21 protein-coding genes are annotated in these 25697 nt (G+C 49.1%); 13 read left to right on the top strand and 8 right to left on the bottom strand.

What is annotated here, in order from left to right; translation table 11 throughout:
- Window positions 1–24: 24 nt before the first annotated feature.
- Window positions 25–1578, bottom strand: a complete 1554-nt coding sequence (locus J3B89_RS00960) for a methyl-accepting chemotaxis protein (protein ID WP_215395645.1) — start codon at window positions 1576–1578, stop codon at window positions 25–27.
- A 223-nt stretch (window positions 1579–1801) separates the two neighbouring features.
- Here J3B89_RS00960 and J3B89_RS00965 point away from each other — a divergent pair, with 223 nt between their 5' ends.
- From J3B89_RS00965 to J3B89_RS00980, 4 genes are all read left to right on the top strand, one after another.
- The gene (locus J3B89_RS00965; protein ID WP_215395646.1) at window positions 1802–3148 is read left to right on the top strand and encodes a DUF4397 domain-containing protein; all 1347 of its coding nucleotides are present in this window, start codon (window positions 1802–1804) and stop codon (window positions 3146–3148) included.
- A 22-nt stretch (window positions 3149–3170) separates the two neighbouring features.
- Entirely contained in the window at window positions 3171–3863 is a 693-nt protein-coding gene (locus J3B89_RS00970) for a response regulator (RefSeq protein ID WP_215395647.1), read from the top strand.
- Window positions 3864–3867: 4 nt separating this feature from the next.
- Entirely contained in the window at window positions 3868–5040 is a 1173-nt protein-coding gene (locus J3B89_RS00975; protein WP_215395648.1) for a sensor histidine kinase, read from the top strand.
- 83 nt (window positions 5041–5123) lie between these two features.
- Window positions 5124–5507 (top strand): response regulator, encoded by a 384-nt coding sequence (locus tag J3B89_RS00980; RefSeq protein ID WP_068229078.1) that lies wholly within the window; start codon window positions 5124–5126, stop codon window positions 5505–5507.
- 265 nt (window positions 5508–5772) lie between these two features.
- Here J3B89_RS00980 and J3B89_RS00985 read toward each other — a convergent pair whose 3' ends face one another.
- Both J3B89_RS00985 and J3B89_RS00990 read right to left on the bottom strand, forming a co-directional pair.
- A complete protein-coding gene (locus J3B89_RS00985) occupies window positions 5773–7689 on the bottom strand; it encodes a phytase (RefSeq protein WP_215395649.1) in 1917 nt (638 codons plus the stop codon).
- 32 nt (window positions 7690–7721) lie between these two features.
- Window positions 7722–10487, bottom strand: coding sequence for a TonB-dependent receptor (locus J3B89_RS00990; protein WP_215395650.1), 2766 nt, complete (start codon window positions 10485–10487; stop codon window positions 7722–7724).
- 201 nt (window positions 10488–10688) lie between these two features.
- Here J3B89_RS00990 and J3B89_RS00995 point away from each other — a divergent pair, with 201 nt between their 5' ends.
- The 5 genes from J3B89_RS00995 (at window position 10689) to J3B89_RS01015 (ending at window position 15539) form a co-directional block, all read left to right on the top strand.
- Window positions 10689–11585, top strand: coding sequence for a GGDEF domain-containing protein (locus J3B89_RS00995; RefSeq protein ID WP_215395651.1), 897 nt, complete (start codon window positions 10689–10691; stop codon window positions 11583–11585).
- On the top strand, window positions 11585–12613 hold the full coding sequence (locus J3B89_RS01000; protein WP_215395652.1) for a helix-turn-helix transcriptional regulator: 1029 nt from the start codon (window positions 11585–11587) through the stop codon (window positions 12611–12613). The genes J3B89_RS00995 and J3B89_RS01000 overlap by 1 nt, the downstream gene beginning before the upstream one ends.
- 27 nt (window positions 12614–12640) lie before the next feature.
- The gene (locus J3B89_RS01005; protein WP_215395653.1) at window positions 12641–13546 is read left to right on the top strand and encodes a metallophosphoesterase family protein; all 906 of its coding nucleotides are present in this window, start codon (window positions 12641–12643) and stop codon (window positions 13544–13546) included.
- A gap of 104 nt (window positions 13547–13650) precedes the next feature.
- A complete protein-coding gene (locus tag J3B89_RS01010) occupies window positions 13651–15063 on the top strand; it encodes a tetratricopeptide repeat protein (protein WP_215395654.1) in 1413 nt (470 codons plus the stop codon).
- Window positions 15064–15080: 17 nt separating this feature from the next.
- Window positions 15081–15539, top strand: coding sequence for a hypothetical protein (locus tag J3B89_RS01015; RefSeq protein WP_215395655.1), 459 nt, complete (start codon window positions 15081–15083; stop codon window positions 15537–15539).
- A 34-nt stretch (window positions 15540–15573) separates the two neighbouring features.
- Here the strand turns inward: J3B89_RS01015 and J3B89_RS01020 are convergent, their stop codons facing one another.
- Window positions 15574–16659: an AI-2E family transporter gene (locus J3B89_RS01020; RefSeq protein WP_215395656.1), complete on the bottom strand. Its 1086-nt coding sequence runs from the start codon at window positions 16657–16659 to the stop codon at window positions 15574–15576.
- A 41-nt stretch (window positions 16660–16700) separates the two neighbouring features.
- Window positions 16701–17939 carry a DUF819 family protein gene (locus J3B89_RS01025; RefSeq protein WP_215395657.1) on the bottom strand — a complete coding sequence of 413 codons (1239 nt, stop codon included), beginning with the start codon at window positions 17937–17939 and terminating at the stop codon, window positions 16701–16703.
- A gap of 206 nt (window positions 17940–18145) precedes the next feature.
- On the opposite strand from J3B89_RS01025, the gene J3B89_RS01030 reads away from it, so the two are divergent.
- Window positions 18146–20191: an alpha/beta hydrolase family protein gene (locus tag J3B89_RS01030; protein WP_215395658.1), complete on the top strand. Its 2046-nt coding sequence runs from the start codon at window positions 18146–18148 to the stop codon at window positions 20189–20191.
- A 67-nt stretch (window positions 20192–20258) separates the two neighbouring features.
- On the opposite strand, the gene J3B89_RS01035 is transcribed toward J3B89_RS01030, so the two are convergent.
- Window positions 20259–21425: an MFS transporter gene (locus J3B89_RS01035; protein ID WP_215395659.1), complete on the bottom strand. Its 1167-nt coding sequence runs from the start codon at window positions 21423–21425 to the stop codon at window positions 20259–20261.
- 127 nt (window positions 21426–21552) lie between these two features.
- On the opposite strand from J3B89_RS01035, the gene J3B89_RS01040 reads away from it, so the two are divergent.
- Window positions 21553–22443 carry a LysR family transcriptional regulator gene (locus J3B89_RS01040; RefSeq protein WP_215395660.1) on the top strand — a complete coding sequence of 297 codons (891 nt, stop codon included), beginning with the start codon at window positions 21553–21555 and terminating at the stop codon, window positions 22441–22443.
- Between the two features lie 116 nt (window positions 22444–22559).
- Here J3B89_RS01040 and J3B89_RS01045 read toward each other — a convergent pair whose 3' ends face one another.
- A complete protein-coding gene (locus J3B89_RS01045) occupies window positions 22560–22904 on the bottom strand; it encodes a HopJ type III effector protein (protein ID WP_215395661.1) in 345 nt (114 codons plus the stop codon).
- 185 nt (window positions 22905–23089) lie between these two features.
- Here J3B89_RS01045 and J3B89_RS01050 point away from each other — a divergent pair, with 185 nt between their 5' ends.
- Both J3B89_RS01050 and J3B89_RS01055 read left to right on the top strand, forming a co-directional pair.
- Window positions 23090–24463, top strand: coding sequence for a DNA-3-methyladenine glycosylase 2 family protein (locus J3B89_RS01050; RefSeq protein WP_215395662.1), 1374 nt, complete (start codon window positions 23090–23092; stop codon window positions 24461–24463).
- A gap of 1 nt (window position 24464) precedes the next feature.
- Complete coding sequence (locus J3B89_RS01055) at window positions 24465–24932, top strand: methylated-DNA--[protein]-cysteine S-methyltransferase (protein ID WP_215395663.1); 468 nt, start codon at window positions 24465–24467, stop codon at window positions 24930–24932.
- 28 nt (window positions 24933–24960) lie between these two features.
- On the opposite strand, the gene J3B89_RS01060 is transcribed toward J3B89_RS01055, so the two are convergent.
- Window positions 24961–25497, bottom strand: a complete 537-nt coding sequence (locus J3B89_RS01060; RefSeq protein ID WP_215395664.1) for a hypothetical protein — start codon at window positions 25495–25497, stop codon at window positions 24961–24963.
- Between the last annotated feature and the right edge of the window lie 200 nt (window positions 25498–25697).

A 25697-nucleotide genomic window follows, 5' to 3' on the forward strand; every position in this document is an offset into this window, starting at 1 on the left:
ATAGCCGGGCGGGCGTGGTTTGAGCTATCTGGCAAAGCGTACTACCAGCTCATGCAACTCATTTGATACCAACTGCAGCTGTTTAATACTATCAGCAGAGTTACCCGCCTCTATCAGGGTGTTATTAGCCAGGCTGGAAATATTTACTACCTGTTGATTAACTTCTTCAGCAACATTTGCCTGCTCTTCTACCGCTGCCGCCATCTGAATAGACATATTGGCAATACTGCCCACAGCGTCTGAAATACCATTTAGCATTTCTTCCGTTTCTTTCACCCGGATAAGCCCGGCCTCTGCACCGTTGGTACCATTTTGAGCCACCCTTACTGCCGTGTCAGCCCTGGTGGTTAGATCACTGATAATCTGATGGATTTCTTTGGTAGATTCCTGCGTGCGCCGCGCCAGATTGCGCACTTCATCGGCAACCACGGCAAAACCGCGCCCTTGCTCACCAGCACGCGCCGCCTCAATAGCCGCATTTAATGCCAGTAAGTTAGTTTGCTCAGCAATTTGTTCAATCATCTGCGCTACAGTGGCAATTTTCTTGGTTTGCTCTGACACTTCCGTTACTGAACTGCTAATTTCGTTTACTGTCTGGCGTAGTTCTTCAATAGCTTTGCGGGTAACCGCTGCCGTTTGCCGGCTGCGTCCTGCCAGTTCGTTTGATTGCTCAGCACGCTCTGCCGTTTCCTGTACATGCTTTGATACTTCAGCGATGGTAGTGGTCATTTCGTGCATGGCGGTAGCGGCCTGCTCGGTTTCCTGCTGCTGGCGTTGGATCAGCTTCATAGAAGATTGCGCCAGCTCCAGACCAAGATCAGATTGTTCAGACACACTTTTCGCAGCATCTTCCATCCGGCTTAATACCGCACCTAAATGCGCTTTAGAGCTCATAACGGCCACTTTAAGCTCGCCCACGCCAGGCTCATCATCAGTAAAGGTTTGTACCGCAAGCTCATGGCGAAACGAATTCGCCAGCAACACTTTAACGCTGTCTAAGGCATTTTTCTTGCTGAGGTTTGCCCAAACAACATAACCAAACAATGTAGCCAGGAGCAGCAGCTCAGATAAACCAGTAAAGCCAGAAACATATAAAGCAGCAGCTATTACCAATACCACAGCCAATACTATATTGGCAGCCCCAAGATGAAAATTCCGCGCACGGAACTTGCCATTGTTAATGGCCGTATAGAGTTTTTCTGCCCGCTTAATATCAGTGCGGGACGGACACGATCGCACTGATTCATAGCCTATAACCCGGCCATTTTCTGTCACTGGGGTAACATAAGCATCCACCCAGTAATAGTCACCATTTTTACTGCGGTTTTTTACCAGCCCCATCCAGGGTTTACCTGCTTTTAAATGTTCCCACATTATTTTATACGCCAGCGGCGGCATATCCGGATGGCGCACTATATTGTGTGGCTGGCCAATCAATTCGTCTTTGCTAAAACCACTGATAGCAATAAAAGCGTCGTTACAGTGTCTGATATTACCGTTGAGATCTGTATTGGAAATAAGCTTTTGGTTTGGTGGGAAAGTTCTTTCGGTATTTGTAACCGGCATGTTACGACGCATAGCAATGTATTCCTTACTGAAAATAGTAGTAATCCGAATTCTAAAAATAGCAATACTTCACAATAAGGCAATGAAAGTTAAATAATAAACTCATAGAGCATTTATTAGCACTAAAGAACATAACGTTAAGATAAGTTAAGCAAGGTAAAGCTGGGTAAAACTATGAACTGAATAAAATAATAGCCTTCTTAGGGCTGTTGAGAACTTAACTTTATGAGGCGTTATGCGTATTTTTTTATTACTTTCTCTGCTATCAGGCAGTATTACATTAACCGGTTGCGGTAGCAGCAGCTCTGATGATACGTCTGCCACGTACACCAGCAGTTATATCCAGCTATATAATGGCTCCGCCAACAGTACTTCTACCCGCTTAACACTAACCAACAGTGATGACACCAGCGTGCTGGCAGGTTCAGCAACTTATGCTGATGCAACATCATTAGTAACTTACACACCTGCAACTTATAATATTAAGCTAAGCCGCCTTAACAGCGATGGTGATGACATCAGCGTACTGGAAACCAGTATGAATCTGCGCCAAAGCTACAAACACCTGTTACTACTAACCGGAGATTACAACAGCCCTGAATTGCTAAAACTGGAGTTTTTGCGCGATGACAGCCTGACAGACACGTTTAAGCTGTATGTTGTCAGCTTGTTACCGGATGACAGCGCCTACGATGTGTATTTAAGTAAATCAGATGCTACCTTTGACAATGCCACTCTGGCAGCGACACTAAACTATAGCCAAATCAGCTCTGTAGCTGAATTCGATAGTGGCAACTACATTATTTATATTACGGCCGCCGGTAGCCGTGACATCTTATTTCAATCATCAAAGTATAATTTTCAGTACCTGACAGAGTATGTTCTGGTACCCCGTATCGCATCCGGCCCGCTGGCAGGCAATATAGCGGTAGACGTAATTAACAACACCACAACCGTCGGCAATCTTACAGATTTGACTGCCCAGGCACAGTTCCGGCTGTATAACAGTATTGATAGCATCGGCAACAGCGATATTTATCTGAACGACAGTATAGCTTTTACGTCATTAGCCGCTGATAGCATGTCAGACTATGTTGAATTAGCGGCAAAAGACTATCGGTTATCAGCGTCGGATGAACAAGGGGTGTTCTATTTAAACAGTGCCTTAATGACATTAAATCAGGGCCAGAGCAAAGCTGTGGTACTGTATCAAAACGCCAGCGCCAACACCGCCGCCATAGTGGTAGAAGAAAGCAATGCCCCCCAAATTTATGATTTTGACATCAACGTGGTAAACACCATTACTTCGTATAGTTCGTTAGGGGTTTATTTCGTGCCACCAAACGAAACCATTGATACCGCAGAGTATTATATTACCTCACTTAACAGTGGCGCCCAAAAAGAGATTAATGTGCCTGACGGCGAATACACCATTTATTTGACTTACACCGACAGTAATAAGAACAAAACGCTGTTAGCTGAGTCTGAAGTGCAGCAGTTTGTTGCCGGCAGCAATTACTTGTTGGTTGCCGAACCAGATAACACCCGCAACAGTGGCTATAAATTAAGTTTGTTACGTTAATTATTCTGCACCTGAGGTAGCTGTGATCCGGTTATTATTAATTGATGATGATGTAGCACTAACCACCTTATTGGCAGAGTATCTGCAAAAAGATGGTTTTTTTCTTACTGTTGTTAATGACGGCATAACCGGATTACGCTACTGCCAGCAACAACAGTTTGATTTGATTATTCTGGATGTAATGATGCCACAACTGGATGGTATATCAGTGTTAAAGCAGTTGCGGCATTTCAGCAATGTTCCGGTAATCATGTTAACTGCCCGCGGTGAAGATCTGGACAAAGTGATTGGCCTGGAGTTAGGGGCAGATGATTACATTGCTAAGCCTTGTTTACCGCGTGAGCTTAGCGCCCGTATTAAAGCAATATTGCGCCGCGTACAGCAAAACAACAGCCAAACTGAACTGAAGCTTGGTGCTTTGCATATTAAGCCGGTTAGCCGCAATGTATCTTTACACCAACAGATGATTGAATTAACCGGCGCAGAGTTCAATATTTTGTATTTACTGGCCCAATATGCCGGGAGCATTGTCAGCAAAGCAGAATTGTCACAACAAGCCCTGGGCAAACCTCTGGGAAGTTATGACCGTAATATTGATGTGCATATCAGCCATATCAGACAAAAATTAGGCAAGCTACCTGCCGGGCAACAATGGATTACCTCTGTCCGCGGTAAAGGTTATCAGTTCACTTACCCGTTTGGCGGTGGAGAATAACAGTATGCATCAATTGTTCTGGCGCTTTTTTCTTGTGTTTTGGGCCACACTATTAATGGCGGTTATTTTGTTACGCCTAACCTTTACCTGGGACAACACGCCACGGTTTCTGCCACCTGGGGATATGGTGCCGGCCGGAGCGGTTTTTTTTACTACCCCGTCAATACCGGCCACACCTTTGCTCCCGGCACCTAATCTAAACGCTAACGACTTAGCTACGTCAATAGATATCTCAAGGCGCCCAGTACCACCCTTCTGGCGCCATCCGCTATTACACTTGTCGGTGTTACTGGCAGCCAGTATCTTGTTCAGTTGGGTGCTGGCGCGCCATATAGCCGCCCCCGTTCGTCAGCTTAAACTGGCTCTGGCCGGATTGGCGGCCAATAACTGGCGAACCCAGTTAGGCCCGGAACTGATAACCCGGCGGGACGAATTTGGCAGCCTTAGCCGGAACTTTAACCAAATGGCCGGCCAGGCAGCAGAAGCTATTGCCTCACAACGCCGCCTTTTGCACGATGTATCACATGAACTGCGCTCACCTCTGGCCAGAATGCAAATTCTTACCGGTTTGGCAGCACAATCGCCATCTTATACCGCTATGGCGATGGAAAAAATAGAGCAGGAAGCCAGTAAGCTGGATGAACTGGTTACCGAAATTCTGACTTTCTCCAGGCTGGAAAGCGGAGCTGTCTGTGCCGAACATATTGATATTAACCTGGCAGAATTGGTCGCGTCGGTCTGCGATGACGCCCGGCTGGAAGCTGATAGCAGCAATAAGTCGCTGTGGCTGCACCTGGAAAGTGTGCCGTTAATTAAAGGCGACCCATCGTTGTTGTACAGCGCAATAGAAAATGTAATCCGTAATGCGGTGAAATACACACCACCTTATTCAGAGGTAAGTATTTGCTTACGGCAACATCAAGACCAGTTAAGGTTACAGGTTCGAGATCAAGGCCCAGGCGTGCCGCCGCAGTATCTGTCTAAGTTATTTACCCCGTTCTTCCGGGCACAAAGTAACCATAACGGCATAGGCCTGGGTTTAAGCATTGCAAAACGCGCTACAGAGGCTTGCAACGGCAGCATAAATGTGGCGAATATCATGACAAACAATGAAATTACCGGCTTTAGCGTAGTGATCAGTTTGCCAATCAGTTCATCTGCAATTCAGTTAGAATGACTATATTGAAAAAATTTTCCCAATTCAGTTAAAGGTCAGCCATACTGTATCAGATTGGCAAACAGCTAAAGGCAAGGATCGCTATGACACAGCAACAATGCTCAGTACTTATTATTGACGACGCCTACACCGTGCGGGAGTATCTGCGCCAAACGCTGCTTCATCTGGGGATCAGTAACGTGCAGGAAGCGGCCAACGGTAAACGTGGGCTATCCGCTTTTGCCGAGCAACAACATGATTTGGTATTTCTTGATATTGAACTGCCCGACATTAACGGCCAGCAGTTATTGCAACAAATTAAAACTCAGGCCGACAAAACCCACGTAGTAATGGTTACAGCCCATAACTCCGTGGATAACGTGCGTAACAGCATAGCCTCCGGCGCCAGTGGTTTTATTGCCAAACCCTTTTCACCACAAAAGATAAAAAATATTGTTGAGCGCTGCTTGTCCGCCAAATTAAATTAAACACCAGTAGTAATTCAGCAAAAATTCATGCGCTGTAATTCATAGTTTAGTTACTGTTATCCCATAAAACAGGAGCAACAAAATGAAACTAAACCTGAAAACCTTTGCCGATTTAAAAGTCGGACAAAACGTTGAGGTGGATTTTGAATATCGGGATAAACGCCACATCGCTACAGAAATAGAACTCGAGAAATAAACCATTCTGTGTCTGAAAAGGCTGCACCATGTTTGGCGCAGCTTTTTTATTGCTGATTATTATTCCAAGCTACTTCAATTGCTGCAAAATATGCTGCCACGGCACCAGTTTCAGGTTTTGCCCCTGCTCCGGCATGCGGTTACGACCATCCTGCACTATCAATGCACCCTGCTCAAAACCAGGCCCCAGCGAACGGGTGCTAACCTCCAGGCCATCAGTTTCAGAGACACCATCTATCCCCAGCTCTGGGTTGGTGCTGATCCGAAAGTGTAAGCGCTCAACATAAGGGGCGGTTGCATCAAATACCAGATAACTGTCATTACCCTGGCTTGATACCAGCAAATAACTGCTACCGTTATGCTCTGCCAGTGCAATACCTTCAATATCTGCCACCAGATGCCGGCCATCAACACGGATTATTGCTTCCCCCGTTGTCGCCGCTTCCGCTTCGGCGGCAAAACGCCAGATGGCTTCATCTTCTTCGCCGACAAATAACACGCCGCGTTTATCATCAGCCACACAGCCTTCCGGCTGCGAGGGCACCTGCAATGATCGCACTAAAGTGCCCTGCCAAACTGTACCATCAGTATCGATGCGATACTGTTCAATTAGGCCGGATTTATCATTAACAAACACATAGTGCTTGCCACTTTGTACGCTGTGATACATACACAGGCCATAAATCTCTGTCAGGGTAGTGCCGACTTTACCGGCATTATGCAAAGTGCCGGTACCATCAATAGCAAACAGTTGCAGGCTGTTATCATCGCGTAAACTGGCTGCAGCAATATCGTGCGCTGCACTTTGCCATTCCAGGCCATAACGCACATCAACATTATTCAACCGCCCCACGCTATGCTGTTGCACACGCTTGCCCTGCATATTGTATACATCCAGCCCGGCCCGCTTGTCGGTAGCAAGGATCAGGCTAAGATCCGGTCGCGTCGGGTGATGCCACACTGCAGGATCATCCATTACATCACCGCGCGCCAGGGCAGCTTCGGTCTGTAAGGTTGGCTGCAACTGCACCACTGCCGTTTTCGGCCGGCGTTCAGCCGTAACAGGCAGTGTCAGCGATAACTGCTGCACTGCGTCTGCCGCCTCACTGCTGATATAAGCTGCCCCTCTGTTGCTCTGTATACTAAGCGCTAAACCGCTGGCTTCAGCCAACGCAGGAATATTGACAGCCTGAGCTATCCGGCCATCGCTTTTTATATGTAACAGCCGGACAGGTTCTTCTTCCAAAGCCAGCAGACTGCCATCCGTCAATACCTGCAATGCTTTCACTTCGCCCTGCAACTGGCCAAAAGGCTTATTTACCTGCACTAAACTGCGGCCTTCATCGGCTTCAGGCTCGGCCTGATAACGCCAGATGGCACGATCTGCTTCAGCGATATACAGTGCACCTGAGGTTTGATCTACCGCACAGGCAGTGCTGTCATAAGGCACATTCAGTTCGCGTATTACCAGCGGTTGTGTCAGCCACTGTTGTTGCTGCTGTAGCAGCAGTTGATCGGCACCGCCGCGCCCCCCCAGTAAAAACAGGCTTAGCTGCTGGTTTTCGCTGCTGTGATAAAAGCATAAATCTTCTACCACCCGGCTACTGATCAACTGCCGGTGCACTAGCTGCAGTGGTGTTTGCCCGGCCGGGGTAAAACGCCAGAGATACAAAGTATTGCTGTCTGTATCCATTGCAGCCAGTAAAGTGCTGTCCTGCATTAGCGGCAGCTGAGTCAGGCGGCTGAAACGGCCACTATGCTGGCCAAGCACTGTAGCCCCCTGCTGTACCTGTAGCCCTGTCACGTTAGTAAACACCTGATACTCAGCACCTGCCAGCTGCATATTATGGTAATGGCTGGCATTCACAGCCACTGTCTGAGGCTCCGACATTAGTGAGCCCGGCTTATCTGCCTGGCAGGCACTTAACAAGCCAGCCAGCGCAAGGCTTAACACACTGAGTTGAAACATTTTTTTATTCGGCAACATTATTTCTTTACCTGCTTAATTTTTTTAGCTGCTTACCAGTTAGTAATTTGCACGCCCAGCACAAAGGTGCGGCCATATTGCTCATACTGGAAGTTATAAGGCTTGCGCCCGGTGTAAGCATAGTAAGGTTCATCGCTGAGATTGATCACATTAAAGTACAGCTGCATACCGCGCCGGATAGTCCACTTACCGGTGAAATCAAGTTGCAGATGGTCATCTGAATACACGTCGTAAGCCGCATCAGTAACATCGCCCACTTCGGCCAGATACTTCGACTTATAGTTGGCTGCAAGGCGCAGGCTTATGGTATCGGTTTCATAGCCCAGGCTCAGGTTAGCGGTTTTATCTGACTGGCTGGGTAACGCCACTTCGCGGCGAAACAAAGTGCCATCGTCAAACCATTCAATATCAGCGGTAGAATCCGTCAAGGTCAGGTTAGCGGATATCAGCAGGTTATCCAGAGCATTACCAAAACCTGATACTTTATGAATAGCATTCAGTTCCAGACCGTATAAATCAGCCTTGCCGCCGTTAACGTAGGTTTCGGCTTTGGCAAAGTTGGCATATTCACCGCGGCCAGCTAAATCTGCCTCATAAATAAAATTATCAATCTGCTTATAAAACAGCATGGCAGAAAGTACGCCCAGTTTGTCAGCGTAATGCTCAATACCCAGATCAAGGTTATTTGACTTCAGCGCTTTTAGATCCGGGTTACCAAAGGCTGCTTCTAATTCGTCGTCATCCTCTTCCAGTATAAAAGCCGGTGCCAGTTGCTGAAAGTTAGGCCGTACTAAGCCAGTGCTAAAGGCCGCCCGCACTATGCTTTGCTCTGACAGGTTGTACCGTCCCACTACTGCGGGCAACCAGTAACCTTTGCTACTGCGTTGCTGGTTAACGCTAAACTCTTCATTTATATCGTCATAGCGGGTGCCGCGCGCATCGCGTTTTTCATGCTCGTAACGCACACCGGTAATTAACTGCCAGTTATCCCGCTCCCACTGCGTCATAAAATATGCCGCACTGATATCTTCATCTACCTGATAGTCATTAATTTGTGACTCAACGTCGTCAATAAAGTCGTCGCGGTTTAAGCCACTGACCAACTGATAAATACTGCCACTGCTAATTGCCGGGCCCATATTACCTAAACCATAATCTACATTGGCAGCAGCATAGTCGCTCAGGCTTAAGGCACTAATACCCAAATCGTCGAAGTCTTCAAACAGCCAGACATCTTCTGCTGCGCTTTTTTCGCGCTGGCTGAATTTAACACCGCTTTTTAGCAACAGGCTGCCATGGCGCAGAATAATTTCACGGCTTAAATCAAACTTAATATTACGTTCAGTTTCTTTGGCGTAGGTATCACCCATTTCTACTTCTTTCAGCTCGTAACCGTCGGCAAGAAATGCTGTAGCCGGTGCCGTTAAACGCAGGATATTACTCCCGGTAAAGCCAACACCATCAGCAAGCTCCTGCTCAAAGTCAGCCCCGCTGATACTAAATGGTGTGTCTTCATCGGCCTTGCTGGCACCGGCTTCTAACTGCCACTCCCAGTTGCCGGAAGTTTGTTTGGTACCCAACACTATGGCACTGATACTCTGAGTTTCTTCACGCTGTTTTAACGAGCGGATAAGCGCCGCTTCACCGAGGCTACCGGCAAACTGCGGATCGGCCAGCTCTACTGTCATACTCTGGCGCTCTTCGGTGTCACTGAAACGGCTGTACAGGCTACGCAGGTAATATTCGTTGTTATTACCCGGCCGGTAATCCAGATTCAGTGCCAGGCCAATACGCTCGCGGCTAATTACATAGTTGCGCAGTTCAAATTCTTCCAGCCCGTCGTCAAAATCCCAGCTGCCGCCGGTTTCAACGTTCTGTGAGCCAAATTTACGTTCGGCATAACTGGCTGCAATAGCAATACCTAAGCTGTCTGTTTCGCCTGCGGCATCCAGTATTTTACTAAATACACCAGATACTTTAGGGCTTGTTTTACTTTGTTGCTGGTTATAGCCGGCTTCTGCGGTAAAAGAATAAAAATCGTTGCTGCGGTCAAAGGCCGATAAGCTTTTAATCTCCACCGTACCGCCAAGCGAGCCAGCTGGCATATCCGGTGTCAGGGTTTTGTTTACTTCTACCGATTCAAGCAAGTCTGATGGGATCACATCCAGCGCTACAGCACGACGGCCAGCTTCCGGTGCTGCTAACTGGGTGCCGTTATAGGTTACTGCGTTATAGTCCGGCGCTAAACCACGCACCCGGACAAAGCGGCCTTCACCCTGATCGCGTTCTACCGATAAGCCAGCCAAACGTTGCAGTGCCTCACTGACATTGCTGTCAGGAAACTGGCCCATCTCGTCGGTACTGGCTACGGTAACGATGCCACCGGCATTACGCTGGCGGTTAAGCGCTTTACTCACCGCTCCGGATTGCCCTACCACTTCAATATGTTCCAACGTCTCACTGGCAGATAACAGTTTAATATCGCCCAGGCGCAACCCGGTATCGGCTACCACCAACACCCGGGTTTCCGGTACAGCACCAAGATAATTCACCAACAAAGTGTAAGTGCCGGCAGGTAACTGATTAAAGTGGAAACGGCCATCCGCAGCGGTAGTGCGGCGTAGCTTCAGCTCCGGAATACTCACTTCAGCACCTGTTAGCAGGTTACTGCGGTTATCAGTAATACGGCCCTGTACATCGGCATCAGCCAGTACGGGGGTTGCTAAAGCGGCAAAAGCCAGGCTTACAGCGCAAGCCAGCACAGAACGGGGGGCATTTTTTTGATAAGTCAGCTTCATCGGTTGCTCTTAATTTTCGGCCAATAACTGCACGCAGTGTGCCGTTACTGTGTGACAAAACACCGTTTGTTAACAGTATGCCTTGAGCCAATATGACCCGGGTCTTAACGGTGCAATGCGGTGCCTGAAGCGCTAAAGCCTGTCATTCAACTGTCATACAGGCGGCAGAAAATTACATTTATTTGTGCGGATAAACTGATCATGTGGCGACAACACCAGTACAAAATGCTATTCAGCCTGCTATTGCTGTTAAGTGGTATGCTGCTGGCTATTGATATAGGCAGTGCCAAACCCGGCAATGAATTTGACTGGCTGGACATTCTCGGTGAGGGCACAACTTTGCTGGTAGCCTGTGGCTGGCTGGGGCTGATTATCAGCAGCCGCCCGGCAGGGCGGGTAACCGAATGGCTGTACTATGGCAGCCTGCTGCTGGTGTATTCATACTTTCTTGATCTGCTGGACGAGTTTATCCGCTACCCGGATCATATCCGGCTGATGAGCTGGCTGGAATCCTTGCCTGCGCCGGTTGGCATGCTGGTACTGACTTATGGCCTGATTGGCTGGCACCGTGAACAGCGTGCTATTAACCGCCAGTTACGCGGCCGTGAACTGTTTTTGCGTGACCACCAGCTTATTGATCCGCTTACCCAGCTGTACGGCATTGAGTATCTGCAAGCGGTATTACAACGCGAAATAGAGCTGCACCAAAGTCAGCGTAAAGCGCTGAGTATACTGGTGCTGGATATTGATAATTTCGCTGCGTTTAACCGCCTGCATGGTATGGCCAGTGGCGATGCCTACCTTAGCCAGTTAAGCGAACTACTCAGCAACCAGTTACGCCACAGTGATGTAGTATGCCGCTACGCCGGCGACCGTTTTATAGCGCTATTGCCCAACACTGCTTTAGCGCAGGCCAACATTATGGCGCAGCATTTACGCCAGCAATTGTCACAACTGGCTATTGCAAAACAGCAACCCCAGTTGACATTAGTAGAAATTGCAGTGCAGCACAACAGCGCCCAAAGCGCATTGCACGCAGCCGACCAAGCTATGGCGCTGGCAAAAAAAGCCACCGCCGTTAAGTTGCAGCCGGTCTGATGCGTATCCGCCACTTCGGCTATCAGGATAAAATCCTGCTGCTGCAGCACGGCAGCACTGAGTTGCTGGCATTGGCACAACGACGCGGTACTCAGCTGCATAAGTTGTTAAGTGGCACCGGTATTTTTGAGCAGGACTTACACAAACCGCACGGCAGGCTGCACCATAACGACTGGCTGAAACTGCTGCAAAACTGCCAGCAACAGCTTAACAGCCCGGAATTGCCCTATCTGCTGGGCAATGCCTTGCTGAACAGCCGCTATATTTCACTGTGCCAAAGCCTGCAGTATGCACAAAACCTGCGCCAGGCACTGGCGCAATTGTACTACTTTCGCCACCAGCTATTTCCTTGCTTCTATGCACGGCTTTACCAACAGCAGCATTGCATCATCATTGAATTTAAACCGGCGCTGGGTTTAGCCAGCCAGCAGGCTTTTATGCTGACAGCCGTTATCTCGCTGCTGTTGGGTTTAGTAAAACAACAGCTGGGTAGCGTTTGTGGTATCAGCCTGCAGCTGCAACAAGCCGCATCACATCAGTTACAGCACCAGTTGCATTGGGGGGTGGATGTCAGCTTTAATCAAAGCGTTGACTGTATCAGCATTCCGCATGCTTTGTGGCAACAAGGCTTTGCTGATGCAAACGCTCTAAAATTTAACGCCACCCGCCGCACCTGCCGCCAGCTTAACCGTGTGCTTTGCAAACAGCGGGCTTTGCCGGAGCACATTTGCCAGTTGCAGCGCCGGGCCTTGCCACAATTACTGAATCAGGATCAGGTTGCTGCTGCGCTGGGGCTAAGCAGTAGCAGCTTAAAACGCCAGCTTAACCAGCATAATACCAACTTTGCCACCCTGCTTGACGAAGTACGCCGCGATGCAGCCCGGCAACTATTGCAACAGGGTCATTACTCTAACCGTCAGTTGGCACTAAAGCTGGGTTACTCCGACGAGCATAACTTTCGCCGTGCCTTTAAACGCTGGACAGGCTTAATTCCCAGCAGTTTTAAAGGCATGTTTAATTTCAGCTAACCACAACATTACGACCAAGGATTTTTAATGAAACTGTTTAATACTATCAGCCTGGCGTTATTGCTAAGTTGTTTACTTATCGCCTGCTCACCGGCAGATACAGCAAAAACAGGCCAGGCGCCAGTCACAGCACCAGAAAATATAGTGTTACGCTTTGCCGTACTGGGCGATGCCGAACCCAAGCCTGAGCCAGAATTTCCGCATCTGGCCGCGGCGGTGGCTGATATAAACCAGTTGGCAACACAAACCAAACTGGATTTTGTTGTCGGTGTTGGTGATATCGCCCACAAGGGCACCTTAATACAGTACGACAATGCCACACCGGTGCTGCAGCAGCTAACACTGCCGTTTTACCCGATTATGGGCAATGAAGAACATGGCAGCACTGTTGAGCGCTTTATGCAGTATGCTAACAGCTGGAATGCCGGAAAAATTACCCTGGACGCCCCCAGCTATGTGTTGGAATTTGACACTGTGGCGCTGGTATTTGCCTCGCCCGATCACGGCCGCGACTTTAACGATGACGGCATCAGTTGGATGCTAAACCAGCTAAAACAGCTGCAACCCAAGCCGGTGCTGTTAATCGTGCACGGCGCTCAAACCGGCGTTTATCCGGAAAATGCTGATAAAGGCATTCAGCACCCGGGCTTTGCCGGGGTGATTGCCCAGCCGAATCTGGCGGCTGTGATCTCCGGCGATTTACATATGGACATGAACCGGGTTGAACATTCAAAACAACTGGGCACGGTGCACTACCTGCATATCCCCGCACTGGAGCGCACAAAAATTCCGGATGAAACACAGCACACCGCCATGTTTCGTGTATTTAGCCTGAGCAACAACGGCGTAGTGCAGGTAGATACCTACAAAACGGGTAATGCCACACCATTGGCGCAGCATAGCTACAGCTTTAACTTACCCCGCCAACCATAACAACAAGACCATAAAGCAGGGCTTGCCTGCAACATAGTTTGCAGTTATGTTACGCAGCTTTAATAAAGCTACCGTTTGTGCTCCTGCTTATACCCAAGGATGTTATGAAGTTACTTTCTGCCTCTGTTAAAACACTTTATGTTGTTACTATATTGCTTGTCCTGAGTCTAAGCAGCACAGCAAACGCGGAGATATCCGCGCTGGAGCAGTTATTTGAGCAGCAACAATATGACGCGTTCTTGCAACAAGCCCGGCAGCAAGCCAGTGAAAATAACGCTGAAGCATTATTTTTACTCGGTAAAGCTTACGATTTGGGACGCGGCGTTGCACAAGATAGCACTATAGCCAGTGGCTACTATCAGCAAGCCAGAGAGCTAGGCTCTGCCCGTGCCAGTCATAACCTTGGCAATATGGCACTGAACAAAGGCAGAAAAGCTGAAGCGATCCGTTTATTCGACGAAGCTCTGGCTGCTGGCCTTAAATTACCTACGTTATACAACCTGGGGCTGGCGCACAGCCCGGCAGATCCTAAATCAATATTTAATCTGCCACCCGCCATAGAAGCCGCTCAGCGGGCTGGTAGTTACTTTGGCCAGGCTTACGAACTGGACAACGATATTTTATATCTGGATAACGCATCACGCGAATACTTGCGCGCCTATTTAATTGCAATGCAAAGTTACGGCAGTGAAAGAGAGCAATTCGACATGGCGCAGTTGCGCCAGCAAGCTGTGCACTGGCTGGAGCGTGGCATGGCGGCGGATCAGGGCACAGCCTGGACAAACTATGGCACCCTGCTACTGAACGAGAAAGACTATAGCGGCGCTAAGACGGCTTTTTTGCAAGGTGCACAGCGCAATATTGCTGTGGCAAACTATCATTTGGCAACCATGGCAGACAAAGGCCTGGGCGAGCAAGCCGACAAAGCACAGGCACTGGCGTATTATGAAAAAGCAGCCTTAGCCGGAATGGAGCAAGCCAGAGTTCCGGCTTACCGGCTGCTTAAAGAGCAGCTTAAGTACGAAAACGATATAGCAGTGCTGGAGCAGGGTATTGCCCGTTTTAATGCGCTAAAACAGCAAGAAAAATATCCCCCCATTTCGTTGGACGCCACTATTCGCCGGCTGGCATGGGGCAAGTTTTTGGCACAACAACGTCAGCAAAAAATAGACTTGCCTGCGCCTGGCAAAGCACAGTTAGTCCTGGAGGCCTGTGGCTTAGATCTTGGCCAACAGCATGGTGCAACATACAACCTGGGGGTCAATTCACACTGGCGTTTGGCGGCCTATCTGACACTGGCAGACAGAGTCGCTTTACCACTCGAAGGCAGAGTTGACGCGCAAGGCTGCGCCCGCTTTATCACCGCGATAACAGAGCAACTGCAGAGCATGTTGCAACAAGGCGCAGTATTTGGCTTGCGCTTTCCCAACTATACTTTACCGCTGACACTAAGCCGGCAAGGCAATACGCTGCAGTTAACGCTGTTACCTGTTGGTACGCCATTACCGGCCAATTAAAACCTGCAGGAACGACGATGAGCGAGCATGAAATCATTATTCTGTTGTGCAATCCGCAACAACAGCCAAACGCAGACATTATTGCTGCCACTAAGGCATTTATCGCAGCGCTTTTTCCGGCGGCAGAACATATAGAGGTTACCTGCACAGACGAAGTACGTTATTACGACTGCGGCGGCAATTTTGAACATATTCATTGTCCGGCCTGTCATACAGAGCTTAGCGTGGAGCAATGGCACCGCCTGATGGACGCAGACTACAATGCTGAAAACAACAGCTTTGCCATGCAACAGCTGGCATTGCCCTGCTGTGGCAAACTATGCAATTTAAATGACCTACAGTACTCTTTTGAGCAAGGTTTTGGCCGCTTTGCCATCATTATGGATAACAGTGTCGGTGTGGTGGATGCCGCCACGCAGGCAGCAATAGAGGTATTTTTAGGTAACCAGCCGGTAAAAATTATCTACCGACATTAGTTGAACAGATGTAATAAGCGGGCTTGCGCCCCGCTTAGCTTTTATCCTGCTTTTCCAGAAAATCTCTAAACTCGATGGTATAAAGCTTAATCAGTACATGGGTCAGGGCAAATATGATCGGGCCGTAGATCAAACCAATAACGCCAAATAACTGCAAACCACCAATAAGTGACAGGAAAAGTACCAGGGTACTCATGTTAGACGTACCCTGCATCAGAATAGGCCGTAAAAAGTTGTCAATAGAGCCAACAACTATGGCGCCCCACAAGGTTAAAAATAATGCCCAGGGCCAGTCGCCGGTAAGTAATAAATATAAACTGGCAGGCACCCAGATTAACGCCGCGCCAACCAGCGGGATCAACGACGCAAACACCATTATTGTTCCCCAGAACAACCCTGGCATACCAACAATCGCCATGCCAATGCCACCCGCAGCGCCCTGAGCCAGCGCGGTCAGAAAGGTTCCCATAACAGCAGAGCGCGCAACGGTATTGGCTTCAGTAAGTAATTTTTCTTCCTGCGAGCGGGCCAGCGGTAATATCCAGAATAAGCTTTCAAGAATTTTTTTATGGTCGCGCAGCAGAAAAAACAGCACAAACAACATCAGGAAAAAACTGACAATTATTCCGGTTACATCACCCACAACTTTAGTGCTTAAATCCAGCAGCTCTTTACTAAAGCCCGAGGCAAACTCGGTTAGCCGGTCAATAATGTCCCTGATGGTGAAATCACCAACCGGTAAAAAGTTGTTTATTCTTTCGATGCCATGCTTAATAAATGGCTGCTGCAACAACTGTTCAGCGCCGCCCTTTTCAACCCATTGGTAACTTTGTTTTGCAAACGTAATACTTTGCTGAACTATCGCCATTAGCACCACAGCAGCCGGCACCAGGATCACTACCACCAACAAGGAGCAGGTAATGGTTGATGCCAGGTTAGGTTTGTCAGGAAACTTACGCACAATACGCTGATGCACCGGAAAACACAGTAACGATAGGACAAATGCCAGCACTACCGGACCAATAAAGGGAGCTATCAACAGATAACTGGCATACAGCGCCAGTAATAAGAAAATAATTAGCACCCAATGGCCAGGCTCGATTTTAATGTGGTTACTCACTGGTAAAACTCCCTTTCCGGTTATTGCATGGCTGTTTTATATTACGGTGCAACCTGCTGCATGATCAGGCCACAAATATAAGCACCATAGGTACCAAGGCCATAACCCAGCACCGCCAGTAAAACACCTACAGGCGCTAAAGATGGATGAAACGCTGCCGCAACAACCGGTGCTGACGCCGCACCACCAACATTAGCCTGGCTACCCACCGCCATATAAAACATCGGTGCTTTTATCAGGCGGGCAACAACCAGCAACAACACGGCGTGTACTAACATCCAGATTATGCCAACTAAAAACATCAGTTTATTGCTAAAAATCGCCGTAACATCCATATGCATACCTATGGTAGCGACCAGGATATACAGAAATGCCGAACCTACCTTTGATGCACCTACCGCTTCCAGTTTGCGCACCCGGGTAGTAGACAAATACAGCCCCACTGTTGTGGCAATAACGACCAGCCAGAAGAAAGTGCTGGTTAAGCTGTACATTGCCAGTTGCGGCGCTACCTGCTCAATCCAGGGGGCAATAATATCAGCCAGAGCATGAGACAACCCGGTAACCCCAAACGCCACTGCAACAATCAGCATAATGTCGTTTAAATTAGGAATACGGGCATTTTGTGCCTGATATTGCTCAATTTTTTGCCGCAGATTCATAATACCACGGGTATCAGCGCCGTTTTTACGATCAAAAAACTCGGCCCGGCTGGCAATAAACAACAATACTGCCATCCAGACATTCGCCACCAGCACATCCACTGTGATCATGACAGAAAAAATATTGCCATCAACATTAAACACTTCCTTCATCGCAGCCTGATTCGCACCACCGCCAATCCAGCTGCCGGCAATGGTTGTCATGCCACGCCAGATATCGCCACCCAGTTCCTGCGGAAAAAAGTAGCCGACACTCATCAGGGCAATAGGCCCGCCAATTACAATACCCAGAGTACCGGTTAAAAACATAATCAGCGCTTTAGGGCCAAGGCCAAGAATAGCTTTAAAATCAACGCTCAGAGTTAACAACACCAGGCTGGCCGGCAGCAAATAGCGTGACGCCATTTTGTAAAGTGATGAGCCTTCGCCGTCAATCACACCAAAGCTGTTAAATAGTGAAGGGATGAAATAACACAACAACAGTGCCGGTACATATTTGTAGAAAGCTTTAAAGAAGCGGTTATCGCTATGGCTGGTATAAAACACGGCGCCCAAAATGGTGGCCATTAAACCAAGTACCACTGCATCGTTAGTGATAATTACGCTGGATTCTTGCATCGGATACCCTGAAAGATAGTTAGTAATTAGCTGCGGCTTTGTAACACCGCTTTTTGCGCAAACATATCACAGCGCTACCGCTTAACAAAGCTGTAGCCGTTGTTCTGCCGCAATACTGCGGCAATCCGACAATAGAAACTAGAGCTTCGGCAGATTTTATGCTGTTATGTTGCGGCCAAACACACCCTAAAACGCATGGAGGAAGAATGCGAAACCTTACCGGGAGCATCACACTACTGCTGGCATTGGCCTGCACAGCTGTTGCCGCCAAACCTATTACGCTGGAACAAACCGTAGGCATACAGCATGTCACTCAACTGGTTGTAAGTAACGACGGCAACTACACCGCGTTTATCCGTAACCGGCCGCGCAACCCCTATAGCGAGAACGATGGCGCAAGCCACCATGAATTATTTTTGCTCGATAAAAACGGCAACGAAACTCCCTTTGTCACCGGCGACGGCCGGGTGGGTAATATTAAGTTCAGCGCCGACAATACACAGCTGTATTTCACTGCCAAAAGAGGCGATGACAAATTTACCAGCCTGTACCGCATAGCGGTTAGTGGTGGCGAAGCACAAAAAGTACTGAGCCTGCCAAATAATATCAGCAGTTACGATATCAGTGCCGATGGCAAATATCTGGCTATGCTGGCAAAGCCGGCTGAAGCAAAGAACCTGGCTGACTTAAAAAAGAAAGGTTTTAAAGCCGAAGTCTATGAAGAAGATTTAATTAATACCCAACTGTGGCTGGCACAACTGCAGCAACGGCCGTTAAAAGCCGAGACAGTGGCAATTGATGGCAATGTATTGTCGGTGGCCTTTGCACCAAAACAACAGCAGCTGCTGGTGCGTGTAGCGCCCACCGCACTGATTGACGATAACTACATGGCCAGCCAGTATCAGTTGCTCGATTTTAGCGGCAAGGTGCAACAACGTTTTGCCACTGTCGGTAAGCTGGACAAAGCCGAACTGTCACCGGATGGCAGTAAACTGGCGCTTATTGGCAGCGAAGATATCCACGACCCTTCAGCCGGGCGTTTAATGCTGGCTGATGTAAAAAGTGCCCGCCTGAGCGAGCTGCTGCCCGACTATGCAGGCCACGTACAGGATATTGCCTGGCGCAGTAATAACGAACTGCTTTATGTTGGCCATATTGGTACCGAAGCAGAACTGGGCGCGGTAAATGTACGCAGTGGCAAAACCAGCCAGCTGGTAAAACCCGGCTCAGGCATTATTACCCGTGTAGCACAGCCGGTCAGCGCCAAGCACAGCGTATTGCTTGTTAATACTGCCGCTCATCCGGGTGAAGTTTACCGCCTCAGTGGCAACAAGCTTAACCGGCAAACAAACTCTAACCCCTGGCTGGCCGACATTAGCATGCCAAAACAGGAGACCATCAGACATACCGCCAGCGACGGTGTTGAGCTGGAAGGCATTCTGGTGTATCCGCTGAATTATCAGCAAGGCCAGCGTTACCCACTGATCATGGTAGTGCATGGCGGGCCGGAAGCCCATATGTCAAACGGTTGGCTCGACCGCTACGCCAGCCCGGTTAAACTGGCCGCCAGTGAAGGTTATATGCAGTTTTTCCCTAACTATCGCGGCAGTACCGGCCGGGGTGTGGCCTTTTCCAAGCTGGGGCAAAATGATTATGCCGGCAAAGAATTTGATGATTTAGTCGATGCCAAAAATTATCTGGTTGCGCAGGGGCTGGTTGATAGCGCCAAAGTGGGAATTACCGGGGGCTCATACGGGGGTTATGCGTCGGCGTGGGCCGCCACCAAGCAAACCGAACACTTTGCTGCCAGCGTGATGTTTGTTGGGATCAGTAATAACTTGTCTAAATTTGGCACCACTGATATCGCCAATGAAATGCACTTAGTACATGCCCGCAGTTACCCGTGGCAAAAATGGCAATGGTACTTAGAGCGCAGCCCGATTTACCATGCAGAACAGGCCAAAACCCCCATTTTGATTATGCACGGTAAAGAAGACACCCGTGTACACCCCAGCCAGTCAATGGAGTTGTACCGCTACTTAAAAACCCACGGTAAAGTGCCGGTACGCTTAGTGCTGTATCCGGGCGAAGGCCACGGCAACCAGAAAGCTGCAGCCCAGCTGGATTACGGTATGCGCCTGATGCGCTGGATGGATCATTTCTTAAAGCAGGGTAATAAAGATTTACCACCGCACGAGCTGCCACACGCTGACAATATAAAAGCAGCCACCAAAGAAAAAGACGCGGCCTGACAAAACCGCCTTACATCAATGCCGGTCAGTTACGCTAACCGGCATTTTGCATGCTTTTACCTATTAACTAGTCTCTAGCACACCACACAACAATAAACGATCCAGCAAGCAACACCAGCAAGGTAAGCGAGAAAGAACCAGAACCAAAGCTACTCAGCAATACACCACCGACTATGCCACCACCTGCGATAGCCAGATTCCAGGCAGTAACCAGCATGGACTGGGCAACATCGGCGGCCGCTCCGGCCGCCTTAGCGAGTCCCGTTTGAAACAAGGTTGCTGCACCACCAAATGCCAGCCCCCAGACAGCCACTGCGCTATAAACTGCCACGGGTACATCGCCAGCAAGGCCCAGCACCAGTGCAGCCAAGGCAAACAGGGCTATGCTGGCAATGGTCAGTGCCTGCAGATAGCGATCAACCAACACGCCAATAATCCAGATACCAAGCAATGCAGTAATACCGAATACCAGCAAAACCAGATCGATTCGTTCAGCCATTCCGGCATCCGCCAGAAATGCGGTAATGTAGGTGTAGAGAATATTGTGTGCGAGCACAAAGGCCAGTACCACAAACAACACAGGGCGAATACCTGGTAGTGTAAATACCCGGCCAAGTGACAGTCGTTTACCGGTGGCCTGACCGGCAAAGTCCGGCACTTTCAGCCGAACCCAAACAATCAGCATAAGCGCTAACAGACTCATAATACCAAAACAGACACGCCATCCAGCCAGATTGCCTAGTAAGGTTCCGGCCGGAACGCCTATCGACAGCGCCAACGGCGTACCAACCATTGCTATTGCGATAGCACGCCCTTTCAGATGCTCAGGCACCATGCGGCTGGCATAACCTGCCAGTAAGGCCCACAGTAAACCAGCCGCTACACCTGCCAAAAAGCGTGCAACTATCGTCAGTGTGTAACTGGTAGAAAAGGTTGTAACCGTATTGGCTATAACAAAACCGATGATAGCGAGCAGCAGCAAAGAACGCCGTCGTATACTTTGCGTAATGGCTATTAACGGAATAGCCGCCAGCAGCGAGCCAAGGGCATAAACAGTTACAAGCTGGCCGGCAAGTGCTTCTGAAACACCTAGCCCGGCACTGATTTGTGGCAATAAACCAGCAGGTAACGCCTCAGTTAATATTGTAATAAAGCCCGCCAGGGCCAGAGCCAATAGCGCTGCCAGTGGTAAGCGTTTTTGCACATGGGGTGGTGTAAATACAACAGTTGTCACGGTAAAGTCCTTACTTGAGTGATTTCCTCCAGATCATATAAATCGTGGGATTAAAGAAAAAGTAAGATATAGTTCCTTTATTAGCGGAGCTTTTAGTCCGCAATTAACACTATAAACTGGAGATAACGTGGATAGTTTGCATGGCTTTATGGTATTTGTGCAGGTAGCCGAACAGCGCAGTTTCGTTGGTGCTGGCCGCGAGCTGGGCATCTCAGCCTCCGCCGTAGGTAAGAGCGTGGTACGGCTGGAAGAAAAACTGGGGGTGCGCCTGTTTCACCGCAGTACCCGCAGTGTCACACTAACCGCCGAGGGGATGCTATTTCTGGAACGTAGCCGGCGTATTTTAGCCGAGATAGAAGCGGCAGAACTGGAGCTATCGCAGGCTACAGGTATGCCTCGCGGCCGTCTGCGAGTAAGCCTGCCGCTGGTCAGTTCATTGGTATTACCCGTGTTGGGTGAGTTTATGCGTACATACCCGGATATTGAACTGGATCTGGATTTTACCGACCGCATGGTGGACGTTATTGAAGAAGGCTTTGATGCGGTAGTGCGCACCGGCGAGCCAAAAGACTCACGCTTGTCAGCACGGCGCCTGGGGAACTTTCAGATGATGTTAGTAGCTTCGCCTGCTTATCTGGCACAACGGGGCATACCGCAAACTCCGGCAGATCTGTTACAACACCGCTGTTTGCATTTCCGTTTCCCCAACAGTGGCAAGCTGGAAACCTGGGCGCTAAAACAACAAGCAACTCAACCCAAACTGCAAGTCCCCATCGCCATGATTTGCAATAACATAGAAACTCGTCTGTGTTTCGCGTTACAGGGCTTAGGCATTGCCTATCTGCCGGATTTTGCTATCCGTGAACCACTCGGCAAAGGGCTACTACAGCCTATTCTGGTCGACCACCTACAACATACCGGCGTATTTCATATCTTGTGGCCAGCAAGTAAACATCCGTCACCCAAAGTACGGGCCTTGATCGACTTTCTCAGTACAAGGGTGTTTCCGGGGGGGTGAAACCGGCGGTTAAAGCTACGGAGGCACTTGTAGACCTTTATAAACTTAATCATATGTTAAACCGGCATCTATGATGGGAAAAACATACAGTGCAGAAACATTAGTGAGAAACCTGCTTATTCTACTTTAGCGCTTAATGCAGGCGCTGCAAAGGCCACACCATCCCAGCCGGTACGGATAAAATTACGGATATTCTGATGATCGCTGCCTTTAGGAGTATCCAATACAGTGCGGTAGTAATCGCCAAATAAAAATAATGTTTGCGGTGCCGATAACTGGTGCAGCAAACCAAAAGCCAATATTTTGCACGAACCGTTATTTTCACCGGCAGCGTTATGCAAGTCGCCATTTTTAAACGCTACCGGCGTAAATTGATATAACGCATCAATAAGCGCAATACTTTGCTCGAAACTGATACTGTCGGGTTCAGTACTCAGCTGAATAAAAAAATGCTCTAGCATAGGAACTCCTGTTCGTTATGGCCAAGCGGGCCTGCAGCAATCTGTTGATACTAAGCGTTGCTTTTAAGCTTAGCAACAACACAAATAATGAAGTAACACATCTTTACTATTGAGTGCCGGATCCGGCTAACGCCACCGTTATTGCCTGATATACTCTGGCCATTATCCGTAAACCGGACCACGTTATGTTAAGTACCGATATCTGCCAACAGGCACGCCTGGCAAGAGATGCCCGCTTTGATGGCCTGTTTTTTACTGCAGTAAAAAGTACCGGTATATACTGCCGCCCTGTTTGCCCGGCAAAAGCACCGGCCGAGACGCAGGTGAGTTATTACTTTTCATCTGCCGCGGCCTGTGCCGCCGGTTACCGGCCGTGTTTGCGTTGCCGGCCAGACAGTGCACCGGGCTCTGCTGCCTGGCAGGGAACAGACACAACCTTGCAACGTGCCTTAAAACTTATTGATGCAGGCGCCTTACAACAACAAAACCAGACACAACTGGCAGAGCGGCTTGGTATCAGTGAGCGTTACTTACGCAAAATGTTTCAGCAGCAACTGGGGTTGGCGCCCAAACACTATGCTATTACCCAGCAAGTGTTATTTGCTAAAAAACTGCTGCATGAAACGGCACTGCCTGTCAGTGCCATTGCTTATCAGGCTGGTTTTAACAGTGTCCGGCGCTTTAATGACGCTTTTAAACAACAACTTCAACTTAGCCCCGGCGCCATCCGCCGGCACCGTGACAACACTTTGCCTGACGTGATCCGGTTAGAACTGAGTTACCGCCCGCCACTGGCCTGGCACACTATGCTGCAATTCTGGCAGGCGCGTACGCTGGACGGTATTGATTGGGTACATCAGCAAAGCTATGGCCGCACGTTCAGCTATCAGCAGAGCGCAGGCTGGTTTGAAGTAACGCCGAAAACGGACAGCAGCCTGCAGCTGAGCCTGCACTGGCCCGGTAAGCAGGGCTTGTTTGGCCTGGTGCAGCAACTACGCCGCCTGCTGGATCTGGATGCCAATATGTTGCAGATAGAACATCAGCTGCAGCAGCATGCTTTATTTAGCCGGGGCATAATCAGCGGCCTGCGTATTCCCGGCTTATGGTGCAGCTGGGAAGCGGGTGTCAGGGCTATATTGGGGCAGCAAGTCAGTGTGGCCGGTGCCCGTACCCAGCTTAATCGTTTGGTACAGGCGTTGGCTGAGCCGGTGGCCGGTGACAAAAAATTGTTCCCTACTCCACAGGCCGTAGCACAAAGCAGCCTGGACATGATAAAAGTACCACAAGCGCGTCGTGACACGCTCAAAGCTCTGGCACACTTTGTTATGGCAACACCAGATGCATCACCGCAGCAGTGGCTTAGCATTAAAGGTATCGGCCCCTGGACGGTAAACTACGCCCGCCTGCGCGGTTTATCAGCCAGTGATATCTGGCTGGCGGGTGATCTTGGTGTACAAAAAGCACTGGCCCGCAACGGCGATACTGCTATTGATACCAGTAACCTGGCACCGTGGCGTAGCTACGCCACCTTTCAGTTATGGTTTAGTCCCGGAGAATAATATGTTTAGCCAATATATCGACAGCCCGCTGGGGCCGGTACAGATTTTAGCAACCGCCAACGGTATCAGTGCCATCCGCTTTGTTGCCGCACCGCAGACAACAGAGCAACCTTCTGCGCTTACAGCCTTAGCCGCGCAGCAGCTCAGAGCTTATTTTGCCGGCACCTTAAGCCATTTCAGCTTACCGCTGGCAGCCAATGGAACCGCATTTCAGCAGCAGGTATGGCGAGAGTTGTGTACTATACCTTTTGGCCAAACCTGCAGCTATGCTGATATTGCGCGCGGCATCAGCAATGTTAAAGCAGTAAGAGCTGTAGGTGCAGCTAATGGCCGTAACCCTATCGCGATAGTGGTGCCGTGCCATCGTGTAATAGGCGCCAATGGCACTTTAACCGGTTATGCCGGCGGGCTGGATAAAAAAGCCTGGCTGCTAAAACACGAACAGCGCCAAAAGGCGCTGTTCGGTTAAACGGCTGTGCAGTAAAAAAAGCAGCAGATCAGAACTGGTAAGACACACCAAAACGGAATTCGTTTTTCGTATCGCCACTATTTAGTGCCACATTGCTGCGAATGGCCCAGTCCGGGCTCAGGTGATAAGCGATACCACCGGCAAAACTGCCATAATTATCGCCAATAGAGTGATAACTGGCTTCAGAATACAACTCTACCTGCGGTGTTAACGGGTGACGCCCCCCCACACCACCATAACCGCCGCTGTCATCTGCATCACCGGATGCATTCTGAAAACCGGCCAGAATATAAGTTTGGGTATTAGGTGAAAAATCCAGTTTAAAGCCGGTTAAGTAATTTACTCCCACCTTCAGCATGTTCGCATCAAACGGGCCTTGCGATACGCGGGCAAACTCAGCGTCCAGCACCCAGTTTCTGTCCAGACGGTATGATGCTTCAACATAAGGGCCATCCGGGCCGATATCAGTGTAACCTGCACCAACATAATCCCATTTGATGTTAGCCTGTGCACCGGCAGCAAAAGCAGCGGCAATGATACTTGCAGATACGATTGATTTTTTCATTCTATACTCCTAGGTTTCTCACACTGAGTCACACTTAATTGCAACGTGAGACTTATTTTTATTAAGGCACAGCTTAGCCTTAGCGTCTTAACGCTGGCTGAACCCAACACCGGGCGAAAACATTCTAATTATTAGAATGCTTTATCGTGAATAATGTAATTTTCTTTCCATTAGCACTAAGCTTTAATAGCAACCTTTAT

The organism is Rheinheimera oceanensis, assembly GCF_018831085.1.
Lineage (GTDB): Bacteria > Pseudomonadota > Gammaproteobacteria > Enterobacterales > Alteromonadaceae > Alishewanella > Alishewanella oceanensis.

Bases quoted from the DNA above. Each gene is read 5' to 3' on its own strand.
- J3B89_RS00960 (WP_215395645.1), bottom strand. From the start codon at position 1,578: ATGCGTCGTAACATGCCGGTTACAAATACCGAAAGAACTTTCCCACCA.
- J3B89_RS00965 (WP_215395646.1), top strand. From the start codon at position 1,802: ATGCGTATTTTTTTATTACTTTCTCTGCTATCAGGCAGTATTACATTA.
- J3B89_RS00975 (WP_215395648.1), top strand. From the start codon at position 3,868: ATGCATCAATTGTTCTGGCGCTTTTTTCTTGTGTTTTGGGCCACACTA.
- J3B89_RS00980 (WP_068229078.1), top strand. From the start codon at position 5,124: ATGACACAGCAACAATGCTCAGTACTTATTATTGACGACGCCTACACC.
- J3B89_RS00985 (WP_215395649.1), bottom strand. From the start codon at position 7,689: ATGTTGCCGAATAAAAAAATGTTTCAACTCAGTGTGTTAAGCCTTGCG.
- J3B89_RS00990 (WP_215395650.1), bottom strand. From the start codon at position 10,487: ATGAAGCTGACTTATCAAAAAAATGCCCCCCGTTCTGTGCTGGCTTGC.
- J3B89_RS00995 (WP_215395651.1), top strand. From the start codon at position 10,689: ATGTGGCGACAACACCAGTACAAAATGCTATTCAGCCTGCTATTGCTG.
- J3B89_RS01000 (WP_215395652.1), top strand. From the start codon at position 11,585: ATGCGTATCCGCCACTTCGGCTATCAGGATAAAATCCTGCTGCTGCAG.
- J3B89_RS01005 (WP_215395653.1), top strand. From the start codon at position 12,641: ATGAAACTGTTTAATACTATCAGCCTGGCGTTATTGCTAAGTTGTTTA.
- J3B89_RS01010 (WP_215395654.1), top strand. From the start codon at position 13,651: ATGAAGTTACTTTCTGCCTCTGTTAAAACACTTTATGTTGTTACTATA.
- J3B89_RS01015 (WP_215395655.1), top strand. From the start codon at position 15,081: ATGAGCGAGCATGAAATCATTATTCTGTTGTGCAATCCGCAACAACAG.
- J3B89_RS01025 (WP_215395657.1), bottom strand. From the start codon at position 17,939: ATGCAAGAATCCAGCGTAATTATCACTAACGATGCAGTGGTACTTGGT.
- J3B89_RS01030 (WP_215395658.1), top strand. From the start codon at position 18,146: ATGCGAAACCTTACCGGGAGCATCACACTACTGCTGGCATTGGCCTGC.
- J3B89_RS01045 (WP_215395661.1), bottom strand. From the start codon at position 22,904: ATGCTAGAGCATTTTTTTATTCAGCTGAGTACTGAACCCGACAGTATC.
- J3B89_RS01050 (WP_215395662.1), top strand. From the start codon at position 23,090: ATGTTAAGTACCGATATCTGCCAACAGGCACGCCTGGCAAGAGATGCC.
- J3B89_RS01055 (WP_215395663.1), top strand. From the start codon at position 24,465: ATGTTTAGCCAATATATCGACAGCCCGCTGGGGCCGGTACAGATTTTA.
- J3B89_RS01060 (WP_215395664.1), bottom strand. From the start codon at position 25,497: ATGAAAAAATCAATCGTATCTGCAAGTATCATTGCCGCTGCTTTTGCT.